The 21,320-nt window shown below is 70.4% G+C and carries 23 protein-coding genes; 21 read left to right on the forward strand and 2 right to left on the reverse strand.

The annotated features are described in order from the left end of the window. Positions 1-50: 50 nt before the first annotated feature. The 17 genes from rpmE (at position 51) to ACZ404_RS14850 (ending at position 15,290) form a co-directional block, all read left to right on the forward strand. The gene (gene rpmE, locus ACZ404_RS14770) at positions 51-275 is read left to right on the forward strand and encodes a 50S ribosomal protein L31 (protein ID WP_014675000.1); all 225 of its coding nucleotides are present in this window, start codon (positions 51-53) and stop codon (positions 273-275) included. Positions 276-380: 105 nt separating this feature from the next. After that, positions 381-1,448 (forward strand): peptide chain release factor 1, encoded by a 1,068-nt coding sequence (gene prfA, locus ACZ404_RS14775; RefSeq protein WP_468439646.1) that lies wholly within the window; start codon positions 381-383, stop codon positions 1,446-1,448. A 55-nt stretch (positions 1,449-1,503) separates the two neighbouring features. Then, positions 1,504-2,349, forward strand: coding sequence for a peptide chain release factor N(5)-glutamine methyltransferase (gene prmC / locus ACZ404_RS14780; protein ID WP_468439648.1), 846 nt, complete (start codon positions 1,504-1,506; stop codon positions 2,347-2,349). A 58-nt stretch (positions 2,350-2,407) separates the two neighbouring features. Next, complete coding sequence (locus ACZ404_RS14785; RefSeq protein WP_468439650.1) at positions 2,408-3,055, forward strand: L-threonylcarbamoyladenylate synthase; 648 nt, start codon at positions 2,408-2,410, stop codon at positions 3,053-3,055. Then, a complete protein-coding gene (locus ACZ404_RS14790) occupies positions 3,052-3,729 on the forward strand; it encodes an arsenate reductase/protein-tyrosine-phosphatase family protein (RefSeq protein WP_468439652.1) in 678 nt (225 codons plus the stop codon). Before ACZ404_RS14785 ends, ACZ404_RS14790 begins: the two co-directional genes overlap by 4 nt. A gap of 125 nt (positions 3,730-3,854) precedes the next feature. After that, positions 3,855-5,093 carry a serine hydroxymethyltransferase gene (locus ACZ404_RS14795; RefSeq protein ID WP_468439654.1) on the forward strand — a complete coding sequence of 413 codons (1,239 nt, stop codon included), beginning with the start codon at positions 3,855-3,857 and terminating at the stop codon, positions 5,091-5,093. 162 nt (positions 5,094-5,255) lie between these two features. Continuing rightward, entirely contained in the window at positions 5,256-6,602 is a 1,347-nt protein-coding gene (locus ACZ404_RS14800) for an MraY family glycosyltransferase (protein WP_468439656.1), read from the forward strand. Positions 6,603-6,882: 280 nt separating this feature from the next. Continuing rightward, positions 6,883-7,320, forward strand: a complete 438-nt coding sequence (locus tag ACZ404_RS14805; RefSeq protein WP_468439658.1) for a hypothetical protein — start codon at positions 6,883-6,885, stop codon at positions 7,318-7,320. Between the two features lie 225 nt (positions 7,321-7,545). Then, complete coding sequence (gene atpB / locus ACZ404_RS14810) at positions 7,546-8,364, forward strand: F0F1 ATP synthase subunit A (RefSeq protein ID WP_468439660.1); 819 nt, start codon at positions 7,546-7,548, stop codon at positions 8,362-8,364. Positions 8,365-8,444: 80 nt separating this feature from the next. Beyond that, entirely contained in the window at positions 8,445-8,684 is a 240-nt protein-coding gene (gene atpE, locus ACZ404_RS14815; protein ID WP_018571456.1) for an ATP synthase F0 subunit C, read from the forward strand. Between the two features lie 47 nt (positions 8,685-8,731). Next, the gene (locus ACZ404_RS14820; protein WP_468439852.1) at positions 8,732-9,280 is read left to right on the forward strand and encodes a F0F1 ATP synthase subunit B; all 549 of its coding nucleotides are present in this window, start codon (positions 8,732-8,734) and stop codon (positions 9,278-9,280) included. Then, positions 9,277-10,092: a F0F1 ATP synthase subunit delta gene (locus ACZ404_RS14825; protein WP_468439662.1), complete on the forward strand. Its 816-nt coding sequence runs from the start codon at positions 9,277-9,279 to the stop codon at positions 10,090-10,092. The genes ACZ404_RS14820 and ACZ404_RS14825 overlap by 4 nt, the downstream gene beginning before the upstream one ends. A 127-nt stretch (positions 10,093-10,219) precedes the next feature. Next, positions 10,220-11,812: a F0F1 ATP synthase subunit alpha gene (gene atpA, locus ACZ404_RS14830; RefSeq protein WP_468439664.1), complete on the forward strand. Its 1,593-nt coding sequence runs from the start codon at positions 10,220-10,222 to the stop codon at positions 11,810-11,812. Positions 11,813-11,833: 21 nt separating this feature from the next. After that, positions 11,834-12,751, forward strand: a complete 918-nt coding sequence (locus ACZ404_RS14835) for a F0F1 ATP synthase subunit gamma (RefSeq protein ID WP_468439666.1) — start codon at positions 11,834-11,836, stop codon at positions 12,749-12,751. After that, positions 12,751-14,187 carry a F0F1 ATP synthase subunit beta gene (gene atpD, locus ACZ404_RS14840; protein WP_468439668.1) on the forward strand — a complete coding sequence of 479 codons (1,437 nt, stop codon included), beginning with the start codon at positions 12,751-12,753 and terminating at the stop codon, positions 14,185-14,187. Before ACZ404_RS14835 ends, atpD begins: the two co-directional genes overlap by 1 nt. Before the next feature lie 113 nt (positions 14,188-14,300). Next, a complete protein-coding gene (locus ACZ404_RS14845) occupies positions 14,301-14,678 on the forward strand; it encodes a F0F1 ATP synthase subunit epsilon (protein WP_468439670.1) in 378 nt (125 codons plus the stop codon). Positions 14,679-14,843: 165 nt separating this feature from the next. Continuing rightward, complete coding sequence (locus ACZ404_RS14850) at positions 14,844-15,290, forward strand: DUF2550 domain-containing protein (protein ID WP_468439672.1); 447 nt, start codon at positions 14,844-14,846, stop codon at positions 15,288-15,290. 92 nt (positions 15,291-15,382) lie between these two features. On the opposite strand, the gene ACZ404_RS14855 is transcribed toward ACZ404_RS14850, so the two are convergent. After that, complete coding sequence (locus ACZ404_RS14855; protein WP_468439674.1) at positions 15,383-17,206, reverse strand: glycosyl hydrolase family 18 protein; 1,824 nt, start codon at positions 17,204-17,206, stop codon at positions 15,383-15,385. A gap of 355 nt (positions 17,207-17,561) precedes the next feature. On the opposite strand from ACZ404_RS14855, the gene ACZ404_RS14860 reads away from it, so the two are divergent. Genes ACZ404_RS14860 through ACZ404_RS14875 form a run of 4 tightly spaced genes read left to right on the forward strand, consistent with a single transcriptional unit; the run spans position 17,562 to position 20,453 of the window. Then, positions 17,562-18,269 carry a response regulator transcription factor gene (locus tag ACZ404_RS14860; protein ID WP_468439676.1) on the forward strand — a complete coding sequence of 236 codons (708 nt, stop codon included), beginning with the start codon at positions 17,562-17,564 and terminating at the stop codon, positions 18,267-18,269. Continuing rightward, positions 18,266-19,729: an ATP-binding protein gene (locus ACZ404_RS14865; protein ID WP_468439678.1), complete on the forward strand. Its 1,464-nt coding sequence runs from the start codon at positions 18,266-18,268 to the stop codon at positions 19,727-19,729. Before ACZ404_RS14860 ends, ACZ404_RS14865 begins: the two co-directional genes overlap by 4 nt. A 56-nt stretch (positions 19,730-19,785) precedes the next feature. Continuing rightward, on the forward strand, positions 19,786-20,250 hold the full coding sequence (locus ACZ404_RS14870) for a hypothetical protein (RefSeq protein ID WP_468439680.1): 465 nt from the start codon (positions 19,786-19,788) through the stop codon (positions 20,248-20,250). Then, the gene (locus ACZ404_RS14875) at positions 20,250-20,453 is read left to right on the forward strand and encodes a hypothetical protein (RefSeq protein WP_468439682.1); all 204 of its coding nucleotides are present in this window, start codon (positions 20,250-20,252) and stop codon (positions 20,451-20,453) included. The genes ACZ404_RS14870 and ACZ404_RS14875 overlap by 1 nt, the downstream gene beginning before the upstream one ends. A gap of 26 nt (positions 20,454-20,479) precedes the next feature. Here ACZ404_RS14875 and ACZ404_RS14880 read toward each other — a convergent pair whose 3' ends face one another. Further along, positions 20,480-21,052, reverse strand: coding sequence for a cob(I)yrinic acid a,c-diamide adenosyltransferase (locus tag ACZ404_RS14880; protein ID WP_468439684.1), 573 nt, complete (start codon positions 21,050-21,052; stop codon positions 20,480-20,482). Positions 21,053-21,320: the final 268 nt, after the last annotated feature.

Here is a 21,320-nt window from a genome sequence, read left to right on the forward strand (position 1 = left end):
CGCACCCCGCGGCGGCGACCCGGCGCCCTCCCGGAACACTAGGAGACACCTTGAAGCGCGACATCCACCCCGCGTACGTCGAGACGCAGGTCAGCTGCACCTGCGGCGCGTCGTTCACCACCCGCAGCACCATCGAGTCCGGCACCATCCGGGCCGAGGTCTGCTCCGAGTGCCACCCGTTCTACACGGGCAAGCAGAAGATCCTCGACACCGGTGGCCGTGTGGCCCGCTTCGAGGCCCGCTTCGGCAAGGCTGCCGCCGGCTCCAAGAAGTAGCGAGCCCCATTTCGCCGGTCCACGGCCGCACCCCGCCCGGGTGTGCCCGGGACCGGCGTTTTTGGTCGCCCGCCCTTCCCTTCACCGCAGTACAGGAGCCGAAAGATGTTCGAGGCCGTCGAGGAGCTCGTCGCCGAGCACGCCGACCTGGAGAAGAAGCTCGCCGACCCGTCGGTCCACTCCGACCAGGCCAACGCGCGCAGGCTGAACAAGCGCTACGCCGAGCTGACCCCGATCGTCGCCACGTACCGCTCCTGGAAGCAGACCGGCGACGACGTCGACACCGCACGTGAACTGGCCGCCGACGACCCCGACTTCGCCGCCGAGGTCAAGGATCTGGAGAGGCAGCGCGAGGAGCTGACCGAGAAGCTCCGCTTCCTGCTGGTCCCGCGCGACCCCAGCGACGACAAGGACGTGATCCTCGAGATCAAGGCGGGCGCGGGCGGCGACGAGTCGGCCCTGTTCGCCGGCGACCTGCTGCGCATGTACCTGCGCTATGCGGAGCGCGTCGGCTGGAAGACCGAGATCATCGACGCCACCGAGTCCGAGCTGGGCGGCTACAAGGACGTCCAGGTCGCCGTGAAGGCCCGCGGGCAGACCGAGCCCGGCCAGGGCGTGTGGGCCCGGCTGAAGTACGAGGGCGGGGTGCACCGCGTGCAGCGGGTGCCCGCGACCGAGTCCCAGGGCCGTATTCACACCTCCGCGGCCGGTGTCCTCGTCACCCCCGAGGCCGAGGAGGTGGACGTCGAGATCAACCCGAACGACCTGCGCATCGACGTCTACCGGTCCTCCGGCCCCGGCGGCCAGTCCGTGAACACCACCGACTCCGCCGTGCGCATCACCCACCTGCCGACCGGTGTCGTCGCCTCCTGCCAGAACGAGAAGAGCCAGCTGCAGAACAAGGAGCAGGCGCTGCGTATCCTGCGCTCCAGGCTGCTCGCCATGGCGCAGGAGGAGGCCGAGCGGGAGGCCGCCGACGCCCGCCGCAGCCAGGTCCGCACGGTTGACCGCTCCGAGAAGATCCGCACCTACAACTTCCCGGAGAACCGTATCTCGGACCACCGCGTCGGCTTCAAGGCGTACAACCTGGACCAGGTCCTGGACGGCGACCTCGACGCGGTGATCCAGGCCTGTGTCGACGCCGACTCCGCGGCGAAGCTGGCGGCCGCGTGAGCGGGCGGCGGCAGACGGCGTAAAGAGGGACGTACGAGTTACCCGGAGGACTTGCGTGAACCTGCTGCTCGCGGAGGTGGCCCAGGCCACCCAGCGGCTGGCCGACGCCGGCGTGCCCTCGCCGCGCAACGACGCGGAGGAGCTCGCCGCGTTCGTGCACGGCGTGAAGCGGGGCGAGCTGCACTCCGTGAAGGACTCCGACTTCGACGCCCGGTACTGGGAGGTCATCGCCCGGCGCGAGCAGCGTGAACCGCTGCAGCACATCACCGGGCGGGCCTACTTCCGGTACCTGGAGCTCCAGGTCGGGCCGGGGGTGTTCGTGCCCCGGCCGGAGACCGAGTCCGTGGTCGGCTGGGCCATAGACGCCGTGCGCGCCATGGACGTGGTCGAGCCGTGCATCGTCGACCTGTGCACCGGCTCCGGCGCCATCGCGCTCGCCCTCGCCCAGGAGGTGCCGCGCTCGCGCGTGCACGCCGTGGAGCTGTCCGAGGACGCCCTGGTGTGGACGCGGAAGAACATGGCCGGCTCGCGCGTCGACCTGCGCCAGGGCGACGCCCTCGGCGCCTTCCCGGACCTCGACGGCCAGGTCGACCTGGTCATCTCCAACCCGCCGTACATCCCGCTCACCGAATGGGAGTACGTCGCCCCGGAGGCCCGCGACTACGACCCGGAGCTGGCGCTGTTCTCCGGTGAGGACGGGCTGGACCTGATCCGCGGGATCGAGCGCACCGCGCACCGGCTGCTGCGCCCCGGCGGGGTCGTCGTCATCGAACACGCCGACACCCAGGGCGGCCAGGTCCCGTGGATCTTCACCGAGGAGCGGGGCTGGGCCGACGCGGCCGACCACCCGGACCTCAACAACCGCCCCCGCTTCGCGACCGCGCGCAAGGCGCTGCCGTGAGCAGCCCGCTGACAGTCTTTCCCGCCCCGCATGACGTGTACGAGGAGGCCCGCTAGACATGGCACGGCGATACGACACCAATGACGCGACCGACCGCGTGACCGGTCTGCGCGAGGCCGCGTCCGCCGTCCGCCGGGGCGAGCTGGTGGTGCTCCCTACCGACACGGTGTACGGCATCGGCGCCGACGCGTTCTCCTCCGAGGCCGTCGCCGACCTGCTCGCCGCCAAGGGCCGGGGCCGCACCATGCCCACCCCTGTCCTCATCGGCTCTCCGAACACGCTGCACGGCCTCGTCACGGACTTCTCCGAGCTGGCCTGGGAACTGGTCGACGCGTTCTGGCCGGGCGCCCTCACGCTGGTCGCCCGGCACCAGCCGTCGCTGCAGTGGGACCTCGGCGACACCCGGGGCACGGTTGCCGTGCGCATGCCGCTGCACCCGGTCGCCATCGAGCTGCTCACCGAGGTCGGCCCGATGGCGGTGTCCTCGGCGAACCTCACCGGGCACCCCGCGCCGGAGAACTGCGACGCCGCCCAGGACATGCTCGGCGACTCCGTCTCCGTCTACCTCGACGGCGGCCCCACCCCCGGCAACGTGCCGTCCTCCATCGTGGACGTCTCCCGCGAGGTGCCGGTGCTGCTGCGCGAGGGCGCCATCTCGCCCGACGAGCTGCGGAAGGTCGTACCCGACCTCGAGGTGGCGAATTGACGGCCCCTGAGGCGGGGCGTGGCATAGGCAACGGGGAACGTGCGGCGGAACAGACCACCACCTTCGGGCTTCCGCGCGACACCTTCCGCATCCTCCATGTCAGCACCGGCAACGTGTGCCGCTCGCCCATCACCGAGCGGCTGACCCGCCATTTCGTGGCGGAGCGGCTCGGCGTGCTCGGCGGCGGGCTGATCGTGGAGAGCGCGGGCACCTGGGGCCACGAGGGCGCGCCCATGGAGGCCAACGCGGAGGCCGTGCTCGCCGAGTTCGGCGCGGACGCCTCCGGCTTCACCGGCCGGGAACTGCTCGATGAGCACGTGATCCGGGCCGACCTGGTCCTGACGGCCACCCGCGACCACCGCGCGCAGGTCATCTCCATGGGCCATTCGGCGGGCCTGCGCACCTTCACGCTGAAGGAGTTCACCCGGCTGGTGCGCGCCATAGACCCGACGACGCTGCCCCCGCTGGAGGACGGCGTGGTCCTCAGGGCGCGCGCCCTGGTGCGTGCGGCGGCCGCTCTACGCGGGTGGCTCCTGGCGCCCACGGCGGAGGCGGACGAGGTCTACGACCCGTACGGCGCGCCGCTGCCGTTCTTCCGCTCCATCGGTGACGAGATACACGAGGCACTGGACCCGGTGGTGACGGCACTGACGGGGGTCCCGGCGCGGGCCTGAGCGCGCCCCGCACGCGGCCGCGGGGCCGCAGCGAGGTGCTCTCGTGCGGCCGCACCGTCGGGCGCCCCGCACCTCCCCGGCCTACATTGGGGATACGTCACCGTCGACCGCTCCGGGAGCCCGCCATGTCGGTCACCCCTACCCTCGCGACCGATGCCCTGCGGCGGCAGGACCCGGCGATGGCCGAGCTCCTGCTCGGCGAGCTCACCCGGCAGTCGACCACGCTGCAGCTGATCGCCGCCGAGAACTTCACCTCCCCGGCCGTGCTCGCCGCCCTCGGCTCCCCGCTCGCCAACAAGTACGCCGAGGGCTACCCCGGCGCCCGGCACCACGGCGGCTGTGAGATCGTCGACGTCGCCGAACGCGCCGCCATCGACCGCGCCAAGGCCCTGTTCGGCGCCGAGCACGCCAACGTCCAGTCCCACTCGGGCTCTTCGGCCGTCCTGGCCGCCTACGCCGCCCTGCTGCGCCCCGGTGACACCGTCCTGGCCCTGGGGCTGTCCTACGGCGGCCACCTCACCCACGGCTCGCCCGCGAACTTCTCCGGCCGCTGGTTCGACTTCGTCGGCTACGGCGTCGACGCGGAGACCGGGCTCATCGACCACGACCAGGTCCGCCACCTGGCCCGCAACCACCGGCCGAAGGCGATCGTGTGCGGCTCCATCGCCTACCCCCGGCACCTGGACTACGCCTTCTTCCGCGAGGTCGCCGACGAGGTCGGGGCCTATCTGATCGCGGACGCGGCGCACCCGATCGGCCTGGTCGCCGGGGGAGCGGCGCCCAGCCCGGTGCCGTACGCGGACATCGTGTGCGCCACCACCCACAAGGTGCTGCGCGGCCCGCGCGGCGGGATGATCCTGTGCGGCGCCGAGCTGGCCGAGCGCGTGGACCGGGCCGTGTTCCCCTTCACCCAGAGCGGCGCGCAGATGCACACCATCGCCGCCAAGGCCGTCGCGTTCGGCGAGGCGGCGACCGAGGCGTTCTCGGCGTACGCCCATCAGGTGGTCGCCAACGCCCGGGTGCTGGCCGGTCACCTGGCCGCCGAGGGGCTGGTCGTCATCACCGGCGGCACGGACACCCATCTGATCACCGCCGACACCGCCCCGCTCGGCGTGGACGGCCGCACCGCGCGCGGGCGGCTCGCGGCGGCCGGCATCGTCCTGGACTGCTGCGCGCTGCCGCACGGCGACGGCCGGGGCCTGCGCCTCGGTACGGCGGCGGTGACCACGCAGGGCATGGGGGAGCCGGAGATGGTCCGGATCGCCGCGCTTCTGGCCGGTGTCCTGCGGGGCGGCACGGAACCGGTGAAGGCGCGGGAGGAGGTACGCGAACTGGCCGGCCGATTTCCGCCGTATCCGGGCTGAACCGGGGTAGGCGAGGGATCCGTACATCCTCGTACAGCCGGATCCAGCCTGTGCCGCACAGCCGCCCGTGCAACCATCGTCGCTACCCGGAAGTCCTCATCCATATGCATCCGTCGCTAGGGTGTGGGGCTGTGATGGCCAGCGAGACCTGTGGGGAAGCCCGTGCGTGAATACCTGCTGACGCTCTGCATCACGGCCGCGGTGACGTATCTGCTGACAGGGCCGGTACGGAAGTTCGCGATCGTGGCCGGAGCCATGCCGGAGATCCGGGCACGTGACGTGCACCGGGAGCCCACTCCGCGCCTCGGCGGGATCGCCATGTTCTTCGGCCTGTGCGCGGGCCTGCTGGTCGCGGACCATCTCACCAACCTCAACGAAGTGTTCGCCAAGTCGAACGAACCACGGGCGCTGCTCTCCGGCGCCGCGCTCATCTGGCTGATCGGCGTCCTGGACGACAAGTTCGAGATCGACGCGCTGATCAAGCTGGGCGGCCAGATGATCGCCGCGGGCGTCATGGTCATGCAGGGTCTGACGATCCTGTGGCTGCCCATCCCGGGCGTCGGCAACGTGGCGCTGACCCAGTGGCAGGGCACGCTGCTGACGGTGGCGCTGGTGGTCATCACGATCAACGCGGTCAACTTCGTGGACGGCCTGGACGGCCTCGCGGCCGGCATGGTCTGCATCGCGGCGGCCGCGTTCTTCCTGTACGCCTACCGCGTCTGGGTGTCGTACGGCATCGAGGCCGCGGCCCCGGGCACCCTGTTCGCGGCGATCCTGATGGGCATGTGCCTGGGCTTCCTGCCGCACAACATGCATCCCGCGCGGATCTTCATGGGCGACTCCGGCTCCATGCTCATCGGCCTGGTGCTGGCGGCCGGCGCGATCTCGATCACCGGCCAGCTCGACCCGGACGCCCTCGCGCTCTTCACGGGGTCCGAGAAGGCCGCGGTGCACCAGACGGTGCCGGTCTACATCCCGCTGCTGCTGCCGCTGACGATCATCGCCGTGCCGACGGCGGACCTGGTCCTGGCGATCGTCCGCCGCACCTGGCGCGGCCAGTCCCCGTTCGCCGCCGACCGCGGCCATCTGCACCACCGTCTGCTGGAGATCGGCCACTCGCACAGCCGGGCCGTGCTGATCATGTACTTCTGGTCCGCCCTGATCGCCTTCGGCACGCTGGCCTACTCGGTCAACTCGGCGTCGATGTGGATCGTGCTGGGCGTGGTGTTCCTCAGCGCGGTGGGCCTGGTCCTGCTGCTGCTCCCGCGCTTCACGCCGCGCGTCCCGATGTGGGCCCAGGCGGTCGTGCCGCCGCGCTACCGCAGGCGCCGGGCCACCGGGGCGGACGCGGAGGCCGTGGAGGCCGGGGAGGCCTCTCCGGCTGCTGCGCAGGAGCCGGAGCCCGCGGGTGACCGGACGCCTGTGACGGCCGGTACGACAGGGGTCAACGGAGCGACAGCGGTCGGCCCCCGTTCGCGTATCGGTAAGGGCCGTAAGGTAAGAATCTGACTAGAGCATTGCCAACTCGTGGGGGAACGAACTCCCCTAATACCAGGCAAAAGGGCGCGCTTTTTGCACAGACGCGCACTGTCACTCTCATGTGTGACAGCAAGCACACCCAGTGAGTAAAGACCTCATCAAATAGTTTGTGATACCGTTCACGAGAACCCGGGGTAGAGCCGAAGGACCGTAGTGCGACGGTCCATTGGTGAGAGGTCTCCACTCCTCGGCCCGGGACTACGCTCGTCCATGACGACACCCTGCCCCCTGTGAAAGCGGAGTTGCCGCCATGCCGTCCAATGACGCCCGGAACCTTCTGCAGACCGCTGTGCCCACAGCGGCCGCCGGCGTGATCGCCGTCGCCGTGAGCGGGGCGGTCGCGGGCGGCAAGGGTGCCATCGGCGCGGCCGTCGGTGTGCTGCTCGCCCTTCTGTACATGGGGATCGGTCTGTACGTGCTGCAGTGGACGGCAAAAACGCTCCCGCAGCTGTTCCAGGCCATGGGCCTCATGCTCTATGTCGCCCAACTCCTGCTGCTCATGATCTTCCTGGCCCTCTTCAAGGGCACCTCTCTCTTCAACGCGCGAGCGTTCGCGTTCTCGTTGATCGTCTCGACCGTCGTGTGGATGGCCGCCCAGGCCCGTGCGCACATGAAGGCCCGGATCTTCTACGTCGATCCCGACTCCTCGAAGAGCGACCAGCCCCAGAAGACGGGCCACTCGTCGTGACGGGTAGGGCCGGGATAAAGAGACCTGAGATCTCCTGCTATCGTCCGGTGCCAACTGCGGCATCGCGGGCGCGGGCACTTGAGCTGACGCCTGCACAATCGCGAGGCTCGATGCCCCCCAGCCGCCCCCACATCCGTACCACCAGTCCGGTGCCGACCCGCGGCTGCCCGCCGCGCCGACACAACGAGGTTGCCGTAACCATGCGTCACGCCGAAGGAGCCCGCGGTGAGTGCTGACCAGACCACGCTCGCCTTCGACTGGAGTTGCCGCGTCTTCGCCGACAACGGCTGCGGCTTTCCGTCGCCGGGCCTCAACTCCTTCATCTTCAAGCCGATGTTCACGGTCGGCGGCATCGACTTCGACAAGCCGATGCTGCTCGCCCTGGTGACCACCGTCGCGGTGGTCGGCTTCTTCTGGGCGGCGTTCAGCAAGGCCAAGGTGGTCCCGGGCAAGCTCCAGATGGTCGGCGAGGCCGGCTACGACTTCGTGCGCCGCGGCATCGTCTACGAGACGCTGGGCAAGCGGGACGGCGAGAAGTACGTCCCGCTCATGGTCTCCATCTTCTTCTTCGTGTGGATCATGAACCTCTGGTCGATCATCCCGGTCGCCCAGTTCCCGGTGACGTCGATCATCGCCTACCCGGCCGCCCTGGCCGCGGTCGTGTACGTGACCTGGATGGTCCTGACGTTCAAGAAGCACGGCTTCGTCGGCGGCTTCAAGAACCTCACCGGCTACGACAAGTCGCTCGGTGCGGTGCTGCCGCTGGTCGTGACCATCGAGTTCTTCTCGAACGTGCTCGTGCGACCCTTCACGCACGCGGTCCGACTCTTCGCCAACATGTTCGCCGGCCACCTGCTCCTCGTGATGTTCACCGTCGCGAGCTGGTACCTGATGAACAGCTGGCTGATCGCCGCCGGAGCCGTCTCGTTCGTCATGGCCATGGTCATGATCCTCTTCGAGCTCTTCGTCCAGGCCGTCCAGGCGTACGTCTTCGTCCTCCTGGCCTGCTCCTACGTTCAGGGCGCTCTCGCCGAGCACCACTGAGCCACTCCGCCCGAACCGCCCGTCATCAGTCGTCCGGTGGCCAACCCCCACCGGTCCGTGAAAGAGAAGGAAGAATCAGCATGGCTGCCACTGAGACCCTTGCCGCCGTCACCGGCTCCATCGCCTCCGTCGGCTACGGCCTCGCCGCCATCGGCCCCGGCATCGGCATCGGCATCATCTTCGGTAACGGCACCCAGGCCCTCGCGCGTCAGCCCGAGGCCGCCGGCCTGATCCGCGCCAACCAGATCCTGGGCTTCGCCTTCTGTGAGGCGCTCGCCCTCATCGGCATCGTCATGCCGTTCGTTTACACCTACAAGTAAACCGCGGCTGACGACACCCTTCAGGGAAAGGCACTGATGACATGCAGCTGACTCAACAGCTGGTGCAGCTGGCGGCGGAGGAGCAGCAGAATCCCCTCATCCCGCCGGGCCCCGAGCTGGTCATCGGCCTCGTCACCTTCGCCATCGTCTTCTTCTTCCTCGGGAAGAAGCTGCTTCCGAACATCAACAAGGTTCTGGAGGAGCGCCGCGCGGCGATCGAAGGCGGAATCGAAGAGGCCGAGGCCATGAAGGTCGAGGCCCAGAGCGTCCTTGAGCAGTACAAGGCCCAGCTCGCCGAGGCCCGGCACGAAGCCGCGCGCCTGCGCCAGGAGGCGCAGGAGCAGGGCGCCGCGCTCATCGCCGAGATGCGGGCCGAGGGCCAGCGGCAGCGCGAGGAGATCGTCGCCGCCGGTCACTCCCAGATCGAGGCCGACCGCAAGGCCGCCGCGGGCGCACTCCGCCAGGACGTCGGCAAGCTCGCCACCGACCTGGCCGGCAAGCTCGTGGGTGAGTCCCTCGAGGACCACGCCCGCCAGAGCCGTGTGATCGACCGCTTCCTCGACGAGCTCGAGGAGAAGGCCGAGGCCACGCGATGAACGGAGCGAGCCGCGAGGCCCTGGCAGCCGCACGCGAGCGTCTCGACGCGCTGACGGACTCCACGTCCGTGGACGCGACCGCGCTCGCCGACGAGCTGGCCGCCGTCACCGCGCTGCTCGACCGCGAGGCCGGCCTGCGCCGGGTTCTGACCGACCCGGCGCAGCCCGGAGAGGCCAAGGCGGAACTCGTCCAGCGCCTGATCGGCGGACAGGTCAGCGGCACCACCGCCGACCTGGTGTCCGGACTCGTCCGTTCCCGCTGGTCGCAGTCGCGCGACCTGGTCGACGCGCTGGAGGAGCTGGCGAACATCGCCGACCTCACCGCCGCGGAGAAGCGGGGCACCCTGGACGACGTCGAGGACGAGCTGTTCCGGTTCGGCCGGATCGTCTCCTCCAACACCGAGCTGCGCGCCGCGCTGACCGACCGTGCCGCGGGCACCTCGGCCAAGGTCGAGCTGCTGCACCGCCTCCTCGGCGGCCGGGCCAAGCCCGCCACCGAGCGCCTGGTGGTCCGCCTGGTGACCGCGCCGCGGGGACGTAGCCTGGAAGCGGGACTGGAGTCCCTGTCCAAGCTCGCCGCCGACCGCCGGGACCGGCTGGTGGCCACCGTCACCTCCGCGGTGCCGCTGAGCGACCCGCAGAAGCAGCGCCTGGGCGACGCCCTGGCGAAGCTCTACGGCCGCCGGATGCACCTCAACCTGGACGTGGACCCCGACGTGATCGGCGGGATCCGGGTGCAGGTCGGTGACGAGGTGATCAACGGCTCCATCGCGGACCGGCTGGACGACGCCGCCCGCCGCATGGCGAGCTAGCAACTCAACAAGAAGTACGTACTTACGGCCCTGGTTGGGCCGTGCAGAGGATTCACCTCTTACAGGGGGGAGTCCCCATCCCCCCCAAGTGAAACTTCGGGCCCAACAAGGAGAGCAGGGAACCCAGATGGCGGAGCTCACGATCCGGCCGGAGGAGATCCGGGACGCGCTGGAGAACTTCGTCCAGTCGTACAAGCCGGACGCGGCCTCGCGCGAGGAGGTCGGTACGGTCACCCTTGCCGGCGACGGCATCGCGAAGGTCGAGGGCCTGCCCTCGGCCATGGCCAACGAACTGCTGAAGTTCGAGGACGGCACCCTCGGCCTCGCCCTCAACCTCGAGGAGCGCGAGATCGGTGCCATCGTCCTCGGTGAGTTCAGCGGCATCGAGGAGGGTCAGCCGGTCACGCGCACCGGCGAGGTGCTCTCCGTCGCGGTCGGCGAGGGCTACCTCGGCCGTGTCGTCGACCCGCTCGGCAACCCGATCGACGGCCTCGGCGAGATCGAGACGTCCGGCCGGCGTGCGCTGGAGCTGCAGGCCCCCACGGTCATGCAGCGCAAGTCGGTGCACGAGCCGATGGAGACCGGCTACAAGGCCGTCGACGCGATGACCCCGATCGGCCGTGGTCAGCGTCAGCTGATCATCGGCGACCGCCAGACCGGCAAGACCGCCCTGGCCGTCGACACGATCATCAACCAGCGCGACAACTGGCGCTCGGGCGACCCGAAGAAGCAGGTCCGCTGCATCTACGTCGCCATCGGCCAGAAGGGCTCCACCATCGCCGGCGTCCGCCGCGCGCTGGAGGAGAACGGCGCCCTGGAGTACACGACCATCGTCGCCGCCCCGGCGTCCGACCCGGCCGGCTTCAAGTACCTGGCGCCGTACACCGGTTCGGCCATCGGTCAGCAGTGGATGTACGAGGGCAAGCACGTCCTGATCATCTTCGACGACCTGTCCAAGCAGGCCGACGCCTACCGCGCCGTGTCCCTGCTGCTGCGCCGCCCGCCGGGCCGTGAGGCCTACCCGGGTGACGTCTTCTACCTGCACTCCCGGCTGCTGGAGCGCTGCGCCAAGCTCTCCGACGACATGGGCGCCGGTTCGATGACCGGTCTGCCGATCGTCGAGACCAAGGCCAACGACGTCTCGGCGTTCATCCCGACCAACGTCATCTCCATCACCGACGGCCAGTGCTTCCTGGAGTCCGACCTGTTCAACGCCGGCCAGCGTCCGGCCCTGAACGTCGGTATCTCGGTCTCCCGCGTCGGTGGCTCCGCCCAGCACAAGGCGATGCGCCAGGTCTCCGGCCGCCTCCGTGTGGACCTCGCCCAGTTCCGTGAGCTCGAGGCGTTCGCCGCCTTCGGTTCCGACCTGGACGCGGCCTCCAAGGCCCAGCTGGAGCGCGGTCAGCGGATGGTCGAGCTGCTCAAGCAGGACCAGTACCAGCCGATGTCCACCGAGGACCAGGTCGTCTCCGTCTGGGCCGGCACCAACGGCCGCATGGACGACGTGCCGGTCGTCGACATCCGCCGCTTCGAGCGCGAGCTGCTGGACTACCTGCACCGCAAGGAGTCGGGCCTGCTCACCTCCATCCGCGAAGGCGCCAAGATGTCCGACGACACGATCCAGGCGATCGACGACGCGGTGGCGGAGTTCAAGAAGCAGTTCGAGACCTCGGACGGCAAGCTGCTCGGCGAGGACACTCCGGCCGCTGCCGCCAAGTGACGTAAGGAAGGGACCTGACTCATGGGAGCCCAGCTCCGGGTCTACAAGCGTCGCATCCGATCCGTCACCGCGACCAAGAAGATCACCAAGGCGATGGAGATGATCGCCGCCTCGCGCGTCGTCAAGGCGCAGCGCAAGGTGGCGGCCTCCACGCCGTACGCGCAGGAACTGACCCGCGCGGTCACGGCGGTCGGTACCGGGTCGAACACCAAGCACCCGCTCACCACGGAGGCCGAGAACCCGACCCGTGCCGCGGTCCTGCTCCTCACGAGCGACCGCGGTCTGGCCGGCGCCTTCAACTCCAACGCCATCAAGGCGGCGGAGCAGCTCACCGAGCGCCTGGAGCGCGAGGGCAAGCAGGTCGACACGTACATCGTCGGCCGGCGCGGTGTCGCCCACTACAACTTCCGTGAGCGCACGATCACGGAGTCGTGGAGCGGCTTCACCGACGAGCCGACGTACGCGGACGCCAAGAAGGTCGCGGCGCCCCTGATCGAGGCCATCGAGAAGGACACGGCCGACGGTGGTGTGGACGAACTCCACATCGTCTTCACCGAGTTCGTCTCGATGATGACGCAGACCGCGCTCGACGCACGGCTGCTGCCGCTGCGCCTCGAAGAGGTCGCCGAGGAGGCTCTGCCCAAGGGCGAGATCCTCCCGCTGTACGACTTCGAGCCCTCGGCGGAGGACGTCCTCGACGCCCTGCTGCCGCGCTACGTGGAGAGCCGTATCTACAACGCGCTGCTCCAGTCGGCCGCTTCGAAGCACGCCGCCACGCGGCGCGCGATGAAGTCGGCCACCGACAACGCGGGTGAGCTGATCAACACGCTCTCCCGTCTTGCCAACGCGGCCCGCCAGGCCGAAATCACCCAGGAAATCAGCGAGATCGTCGGTGGCGCGAGCGCCCTGGCCGACGCGACCGCGGGGAGTGACCGCTAATGACCACCACTGTTGAGACCGCGACGGCTACGGGCCGCGTCGCCCGGGTCATCGGCCCGGTCGTCGACGTGGAGTTCCCCGTCGACGCGATGCCGGACATCTACAACGCCCTGCACGTCGAGGTCGCCGACCCGGCGAACGAGGGCCAGAAGAAGACGCTGACCCTGGAGGTCGCCCAGCACCTGGGTGACGGCCTGGTCCGCACCATCTCGATGCAGCCCACCGACGGTCTGGTCCGCCAGGCCCCGGTGACGGACACCGGCTCCGCCATCTCCGTCCCGGTCGGCGACTTCACCAAGGGCAAGGTGTTCAACACCCTCGGTGAGGTGCTGAACGTCGACGAGCAGTACGACGGCGAGCGCTGGCCGATCCACCGCAAGGCTCCGAACTTCGACGAGCTCGAGTCGAAGACCGAGATGTTCGAGACCGGCGTCAAGGTCATCGACCTGCTGACCCCGTACGTCAAGGGCGGCAAGATCGGTCTGTTCGGCGGCGCCGGCGTCGGCAAGACGGTGCTCATCCAGGAGATGATCTACCGCGTCGCCAACAACCACGACGGTGTCTCCGTGTTCGCCGGTGTCGGTGAGCGCACCCGTGAGGGCAACGACCTCATCGAGGAAATGTCCGACTCGGGCGTCATCGACAAGACCGCGCTGGTCTTCGGTCAGATGGACGAGCCCCCGGGCACCCGTCTGCGCGTCGCGCTGGCCGGCCTGACCATGGCCGAGTACTTCCGTGACGTCCAGAAGCAGGACGTGCTGTTCTTCATCGACAACATCTTCCGCTTCACGCAGGCCGGTTCCGAGGTCTCCACGCTGCTCGGCCGCATGCCGTCCGCGGTGGGTTACCAGCCGAACCTGGCCGACGAGATGGGCCTCCTGCAGGAGCGCATCACCTCGACCCGCGGTCACTCGATCACCTCGATGCAGGCGATCTACGTCCCCGCCGACGACCTGACCGACCCGGCCCCGGCCACCACCTTCGCCCACCTCGACGCGACGACGGTTCTGTCCCGTCCGATCTCGGAGAAGGGCATCTACCCGGCCGTGGACCCGCTGGACTCCACGTCCCGGATCCTGGACCCGCGCTACATCTCGGCGGATCACTACAACGCGGCCATGCGCGTGAAGACGATCCTGCAGAAGTACAAGGACCTCCAGGACATCATCGCGATCCTCGGTATCGACGAGCTCGGCGAGGAGGACAAGCTCGTCGTCCACCGTGCCCGTCGCGTGGAGCGCTTCCTGTCCCAGAACACCCACGTGGCCAAGCAGTTCACCGGTGTGGACGGCTCGGACGTGCCGCTCGACGAGTCGATCGCCGCGTTCAACGCGATCTGCGACGGCGAGTACGACCACTTCCCCGAGCAGGCGTTCTTCATGTGCGGTGGTCTCGAGGACCTGAAGAACAACGCGAAGGAGCTGGGCGTCTCCTGAACTCGGTCCGAGTTCGGCTGAGGGGGCGGGCGCGTCCCGCCCCCTCTCCCACGCCCACTAGAATCAACCCCACACCCGGCACAACCGCCGGGTGGTGACCCGAGGAGCCACCCTTGGCTGCTGAGCTGCACGTCGAGCTGGTCGCCGCCGACCGCCAGGTCTGGTCCGGTGAGGCCACCCTGGTCGTCGCGCGCACCACCTCCGGCGACATCGGCGTCATGCCCGGTCACCAGCCGCTGCTCGGTGTGCTGGAGTCGGGCCCGGTGACCATCCGTACGAGTGAAGGTGGAACGGTCGTCGCCGCGGTGCACGGCGGTTTCATCTCGTTCGCGGACAACAAGCTGTCGCTGCTGGCCGAGATCGCCGAGCTGTCGGACGAGATCGACGTCCAGCGCACCGAGCGCGAGCTCGAGCGCGCGAAGGCGGAGGACGACGCGGAGGCGGAACGCCGCGCCGACGTCCGTCTGCGGGCGGCGACGGCGGCGCGTTGATCCAGCGCGCCGTGTGAGGACGTCACTCAGCCGCGGTCGGCCCGGAGCAATCCGGTGCCGGTCGCGGCTGAGGCAGATGTGGGTGTCTTTTCCGTTCCATTACCTTGTTCGAGTATCTGACTCGGGCGTAGTTCCACTACCTGGGAGACGAGGAGGTCGGTGCCGATGGTCCTCGCTCTGACTGTGTGCGGAGTCGTGATCGCGCTCGTGGTGGTGGGACTGTTCCTGTTCGGGCTGCGGCGCCGGCTGATCCAGCGCTCCGGCGGCACCTTCGACTGCTCGCTGCGCTGGGACCTGCCCGAGAAGCCGGACACCAGCGGCAAGGGCTGGAGCTACGGTGTCGCCCGCTACAACGGCGACCGCATCGAGTGGTACCGCGTCTTCTCCTACGCCCCCCGCCCGCGCCGCGTCCTGGAGCGCGCGGCCATCGAGGTGGCCGGTCGCCGGCTGCCCGAGGGCGAGGAGGAGCTGGCGCTGCTCTCCGACGCGGTGGTCCTCGCCTGTACGCACCGGGGCACGCGCCTGGAACTCGCGATGAGCGAAGACGCGCTGACCGGTTTCCTCGCGTGGCTGGAGGCAGCCCCGCCCGGGCAACGAGTGAACGTGGCGTAGCCACGTCCACTCGTTGGGTGGGGGTCCCCCCGGACGAAGTCTGGGGGAGCGTCAATGTCGCGTAGTGCTCTATCGAGTGGTTCCCGGCCTGTCTACGACAGGCCGCTGTTGATCGCGCTCACCAGCTCGCCGTTGCTGGTGTCACCGCTGAACTCCCAGAAGAAGGCTCCGCCGAGCCCCTGGGACTTGGCCCAGCTCATTTTCCCGGCGATCGTCGACGGGGTGTCGTACGACCACCAGTTGCTGCCGCAGTGCGCGTACGCCGTGCCGGCGACGGTGCCGGTGGCCGGGCAGGACGACTTGAGCACCTTGTAGTCCTCGATGCCCTGCTCGTAGGTGCCGGCCGCCGGGCCGGTGGCCGTGCCGCCCGGGGCGTCCTGGGTGACGCCGGTCCAGCCGCGGCCGTAGAAGCCGATGCCGATGAGCAGCTTGGACGCGGGGACGCCGACCGCCTTGTACTTGGCCATCGCGTCGGCGGTGGTGAAGCCGGCCTTCGGGATGCCGGAGTACGAGGTGAGCGGGGAGTGCGGGGCGGTCGGGCCCTGTGCGTCCCAGGCGCCGAAGAAGTCGTACGTCATCACGTTGTACCAGTCGACGTACTGGCTCGCGCCCGCGTAGTCGGCGGCCTCGATCTTGCCGCCGGAGGAGCCGTCGGCGGTGACCGCGGCGGTGACCAGGGCCTTGGAGCCGAACTTGGCGCGCAGCGCGGCCATGACGTTCTTGAAGGCCGCCGCCCCGCTGGTGTCGCAGCTCAGCCCGCAGGCGTTGGGGTACTCCCAGTCGATGTCGATGCCGTCGAAGACGTCGGCCCAGCGCGGGTCCTCGACCAGCTTGTAGCAGGAGTCGGCGAACGCGCTGGGGTTGGCCGCGGCCTGGGCGAAGCCGCCGGACCAGGTCCAGCCGCCGAAGGACCACAGGATCTTGAGGTTCGGGTACTTCGCCTTCAGCTCGCGCAGCTGGTTGAAGTTGCCGCGCAGCGGCTGGTCCCAGGTGTCGGCGACGCCGCTGACCGACTGGTCGGCGGTGAACGCCTTGTCGTAGTCGGCGTAGGAGTCGCCGATCGCGCACTGGCCGTTCGTGACGTTGCCGAACGCGTAGTTGATGTGCGTGATCTTGGCGGCCGAGCCGGACGTCACCAGGTTCTTGACGTTGTAGTTGCGGCCGTAGATGCCCCACTCGGTGAAGTAGCCGAGCTTGACCTTGTCACCGGTGGTCGGCGGAGTGGTGGTGCCGCCGGTGGTGTGCACCTTGACGGCGCCGCTGACCGGACCGGTCTGGTCAGCGGTGTCGCGGGCCTGCACGGTGTAGGAGTAGTCGGTGCCGGAGCTGAGCCCGGAGTCCGTGTACGAGGTGCCCGTCACGGTGCCCACGACCTTGCCGTCGCGCAGGACGTCGTAGTTCTTGATGCCCTTGTCGTCGGTGGCCGCGCTCCAGCTGAGCTTCACCGAGGTGTCGCCGACGTTCGAGGCGGTCGGGGTGCCGGGGGCGGAGGGTGCCGCGTCGCCCGGGGTCGTCGTGCCGTCGCAGCTGTCGCCGTTGAGCGTGCAGTGGGAGGGGGAACCGGGACCGGCGCCGTTGAAGCCGAAGGAGACCGAGGCGCCGGGGGCGATGGTGCCGTTGTAGGACTTGTTCTTCGCGGTCCAGTGGGTTCCGGAGTTCGTCACGTCCGCGTCCCAGGCGGAGGTCACGGACGTACCGGAGGGGAAGTCCCACTCGACGGTCCAGGAGCTGATGCTGGAGCTGCCGGTGTTCTTGATGGTCCACTGACCGCCGAAGCCGGTGCCCCAGTCGCTGGTCTTGGTGAAGCTCGCCGTCGCGTTCGTCGCGGCCTGGGCGGGGCTCGCGAGACCGACCAGGCCGGCCAGGGGGAGCAACAGGGTCGCGAACCCTGCCGCGGCTCTGTGTCTGAAGCGCATGCTGCGCCTCCCTCGTCATTGGGGTTCAGGGGCATGACTGAGCCTTCACGCCCACGGTGCTGCGAGAGTAGAAAGGTCTGGACCACAGGTCAATAGGTCTGGACCACTCGCGCAGTTTCCCCGAGCGGAGCCCCAACTCACGGGCCACGACGGCCGCTTGCACCCGGCTGCGCGGCCCCAGCTCGGCCGGCGGACGGCCGACGTGCGTCTTCACGGTGCCCTCCGCCGTCCGCAGCCGCTCGGCGATGCCGGTGTCGGACAGAGCCTCGCCGATGCACGCGGTCCGCACGAGCACACCCCGAGGAGGGTCGTACCCTGGCCGGGCGATGACGCCGGGGCGGGCCGAGGAGGGTGCATGGGTGGGGACACGGCAGCGACCGGGGCCGTCCTGGTCGTCGACGACGACGCGGCGATACGCCGCTCCCTCGAGCGCGGCCTCAGGCTGAACGGCTTCGCGGTGCGCACCGCCGCCGACGGGCCCGAGGCGCTCACCGCGATCGCGCAGGCGCCGCCGGACGTCCTGGTGCTCGACGTGTCGATGCCCGGCATGAGCGGCATCCAGGTCTGCACCCGGCTGCGCGCCGAGGGCCAGGACCTGCCGGTGCTCATGCTCTCCGCGCTCGACGAGACCGCCGACCGGATCGCCGGGCTCCAGGCGGGCGGCGACGACTACCTGGTCAAACCGTTCGCCCTGCAGGAACTGGTGCTGCGGCTGCACGCGCTGCTGCGCCGCCGGCCCCCCGCCGACCGGACCGTGCTGCGGGCGGCGGACCTGGTCGTCGACCCGTCGGCCCGGACCGCCGAACGCGGCGGCCGCGCACTGGAACTGACTCGCCGTGAGTTCGAACTCCTCGTCGTCCTCGCCCGCAACGCCGGGCTCGTCCTCACCCGCGACCAGCTCCTGGAACGCGTCTGGGGCTACGACTTCGACGTGCGCACCGACGCCGTCGACACCTTCGTCAGCTATCTGCGGCGCAAGCTGGAGGCGGACGGCGGCTCGCGGCTGATCCACACCGTGCGCGGCGTCGGCTTCGTACTCAGGGAGAGCCGGGACACGCCGTGAGACTCTCCACCCGTATCGGACTCGCCGTCGGCTGCACCGTCCCGCTGCTGGTGCTGGCCTGCGGCTGGCTGCTGCTGCACCTGGTCGCCCGCGATCTGCACCGCGCCGAGGACCAGCACCTGCGGCAGCGGGCCGCCGCCGTCGCGCCCGACGCCCGCGCGCTGCTGCGGGCCTCGGCGAACGGCCGCCCCAAGGCCGCCGACACCAGGGAACGCGCCCTGTACAGCGCGGCGCTCGACGTCGGGGTACGCGTCGTGGGACCGGACGCCACCTTCAGCGGCGGCCCGCAGCCCGGCCCCTCGGTGACGCTGCCCGCGCGGACCGCCGGCCCGGTCACCGTCCGCGAGGGCGCCCGCGGCTGGCGGGCGCTGGCCCGCCCGGTGCGCGGCGGCGGCGCCTCCGGCACCCTGTGGGTCTTCGCGCCCGACACCGCGGACCGCGCCCAACTCCGCCTGGTCCGGCGTCGCGTGGTCCTCACCGCGCTGCTCGCCGCACCCCTGTCCGGGCTGCTCGCCTGGGGCCTGGCGGCCGGCGCGAGCGCGCCGCTGCGCCGGCTCACCCGCCGTACCGCCGGCCTCGACCCGCGCACGAGCAGCGCCCGGCCGGACCACCGGCCGACCGGGGTGAGAGAGGTCGACGACCTGGCCGCCACCGTCCGCACCGTCCTCGCCCGCTACGACGAACAGGCCGCCCGCACCGCCGAGGCCCTGGACACCGCCCGCTCCTTCTCCTCGGCCGCCGCGCACGAACTGCGCACCCCGCTGATGAGCATGGGCACCAACCTCGACATCCTCGCCGGCCACCCCGACCTCCCCGAACCCGACCGCACGGAGGTCCTCGCCGATCTGCGGCGCGAGCACGCGCGGCTGCTGGGCCTGCTGATGATGCTGCGCGAGCTGGGGCGCGGGGACCTGGTGGAGGCGGAGGCGCTGCGGACCGTCGACCTCGCCGACGTCGCCGACGCGGCCGTCGCCGAGGCCCGCCGCCGGGCCCCGGACGCCGACCTCACCCTCGACGCCGCGCCCGGACTGACGGTGCACGGCTGGGAGCCGGGCCTGCGGCTGCTGCTGGACAACCTGCTCGGCAACGCCCTCGCCCACGGCCGTGACGCCGAGGGCCGTGCCCGGGTGCGGGTCGGCGTGCGCGGCGGCGCCGGTCAGGTGCTGATCACGGTGGACGACCACGGGCCCGGTGTACCGGCCGAGGCCCGCTCCCGCGTCTTCGAGCGCTTCCAACGGGGCCCGGACAGCGCGGGCTCCGGACTCGGCCTCACCCTCGTCGCCCAGCAGGCGGCGCTGCACCGGGGGAGCGTCACGGTGACGGACGGTCCGGACGGCACCGGCGCCCGCTTCGAGGTACGGCTGCCGCTGGACGGCGGTGCCCTGCCCGGCCGGCGGGACTGGCTGATCGGCACGGCCGGGGCGAACCGGTCACAGAGTTTCCCCAAAGACGGTCCCTAGCCTCGCGGCACGACGGACGGACCACGGGGCCGTCCGGGAAGCGAACGGAGAGGCGGATGGACGCACGACGCGTACGACGACGGACGCGCACGCTGCTCGCGGGGCTCGCCGTGACAGCCGTGCTGGCGGGTACGACGGGGGCGGCGGCCGCGGCGGACGACGCGCCCGCGCACCGGCCGGCCGGCGACGGGGCGCACGCGCTGTGCAAGCGGGTGCCGAGGATCGACCGGCGGATCGAGCGGGCCCTGAAGCGGCTCGACGCCGGCGCCGGCACCCGCGGCTCGGTCAACCGGCTGCAGCAGCGCGTCGACAACGCCAAGAAGGCCGGCCACACCGAGATCGCCACCTACCTCCAGGACCGCCTGGACTTCCGCACGTCGCTGCGGACCGACCTGGAGCAGCGTCAGAAGGACCTGGCCTCGGTCAAGACCTGGTGCCAGACCAACGACAAGAGCGGCAAGAGCGGCAAGAGCGGCAAGAGCGACGAGAGCGGCAGCGGCGGCGGCAAGGCGGCGGGCTGATGCGGGGCGCAGGACCGGCGCTCGCGCTGCCGGCCGCCGCACTGCTCGTCGCCCTCACCGCGGGCTGCGCCCCGCACGACGGCGGGTCCGCGAAGGTCACCCCCACCCCCTCGGGCTACGCCGAGATGCTGAAGAAGGTCGACGCGGCCGAGTCCGCGGCCGCCGCGGCCGATCGCGACGCCGCGAGCGGCGCCGACCGCTGATCGGGGCACGGGCCGGGGAGCGCCGCTCAGCGCTCCCCGCCCGGGACCCACAGCACGTCCCCGGTCTCCTGGTTCGCCACGCGCGCCAGGATGAACAGCAGGTCGGAGAGCCGGTTGAGGTAGGTGGCCGTGAGCGGGTTCATCGTCTCGCCGTGCGCCTCCAGGGCCGCCCAGGTGGACCGCTCGGCCCGCCGTACGACCGTGCAGGCCTGGTGCAGCAGCGCCGCACCCGGTGTGCCGCCCGGCAGGATGAAGGAGCGCAGCTTCTCCAGCCGCTCGTTGAAGCGGTCGCAGTCCGCCTCCAGCCGGTCGACGTAGAACTGCTCGACCCTGAGCGGCGGGAACTCCGGCTTCTCCACCACCGGCGTCGACAGGTCCGCACCCACGTCGAACAGGTCGTTCTGCACGCGGGTGAGCACCGCGACGACGTCCTCCTCCAGCCCGCCCAGGGCGATCGCCGTGCCGATCACCGCGTTGGCCTCGTTGGCGTCCGCGTACGCGGAGATCCTGAGGTCGGTCTTGGCGACCCGGCTCATGTCACCGAGGTTGGTGGTGCCCCGGTCGCCGGTCCGGGTGTAGATGCGCGTCAGATTGACCATGTGACCAGCCTAGTTACGCCCCGGCCGAGCGGAACACGCGTGTGCCCACTGTCACGGCGGGTTCCGCGGAGACGACCGCCGCGAGAACGCCGCGCTCGGGGCCATGACGCCGGGGCGTGTGCCGACCGACTGCCCGGTATGGCGGACCTCTGCCCCGGTTCGTCCGGGCGCCGACGGGCGTGACGAGGCTGCCGACGTCCTGTCAACTGCCCCCGCGCCGGGGACGTGACCGGCATCTCACTCGGTGAGACGTGAAACGCGTTACTAA

The organism is Streptomyces sp. NPDC030798 (assembly GCF_055572275.1).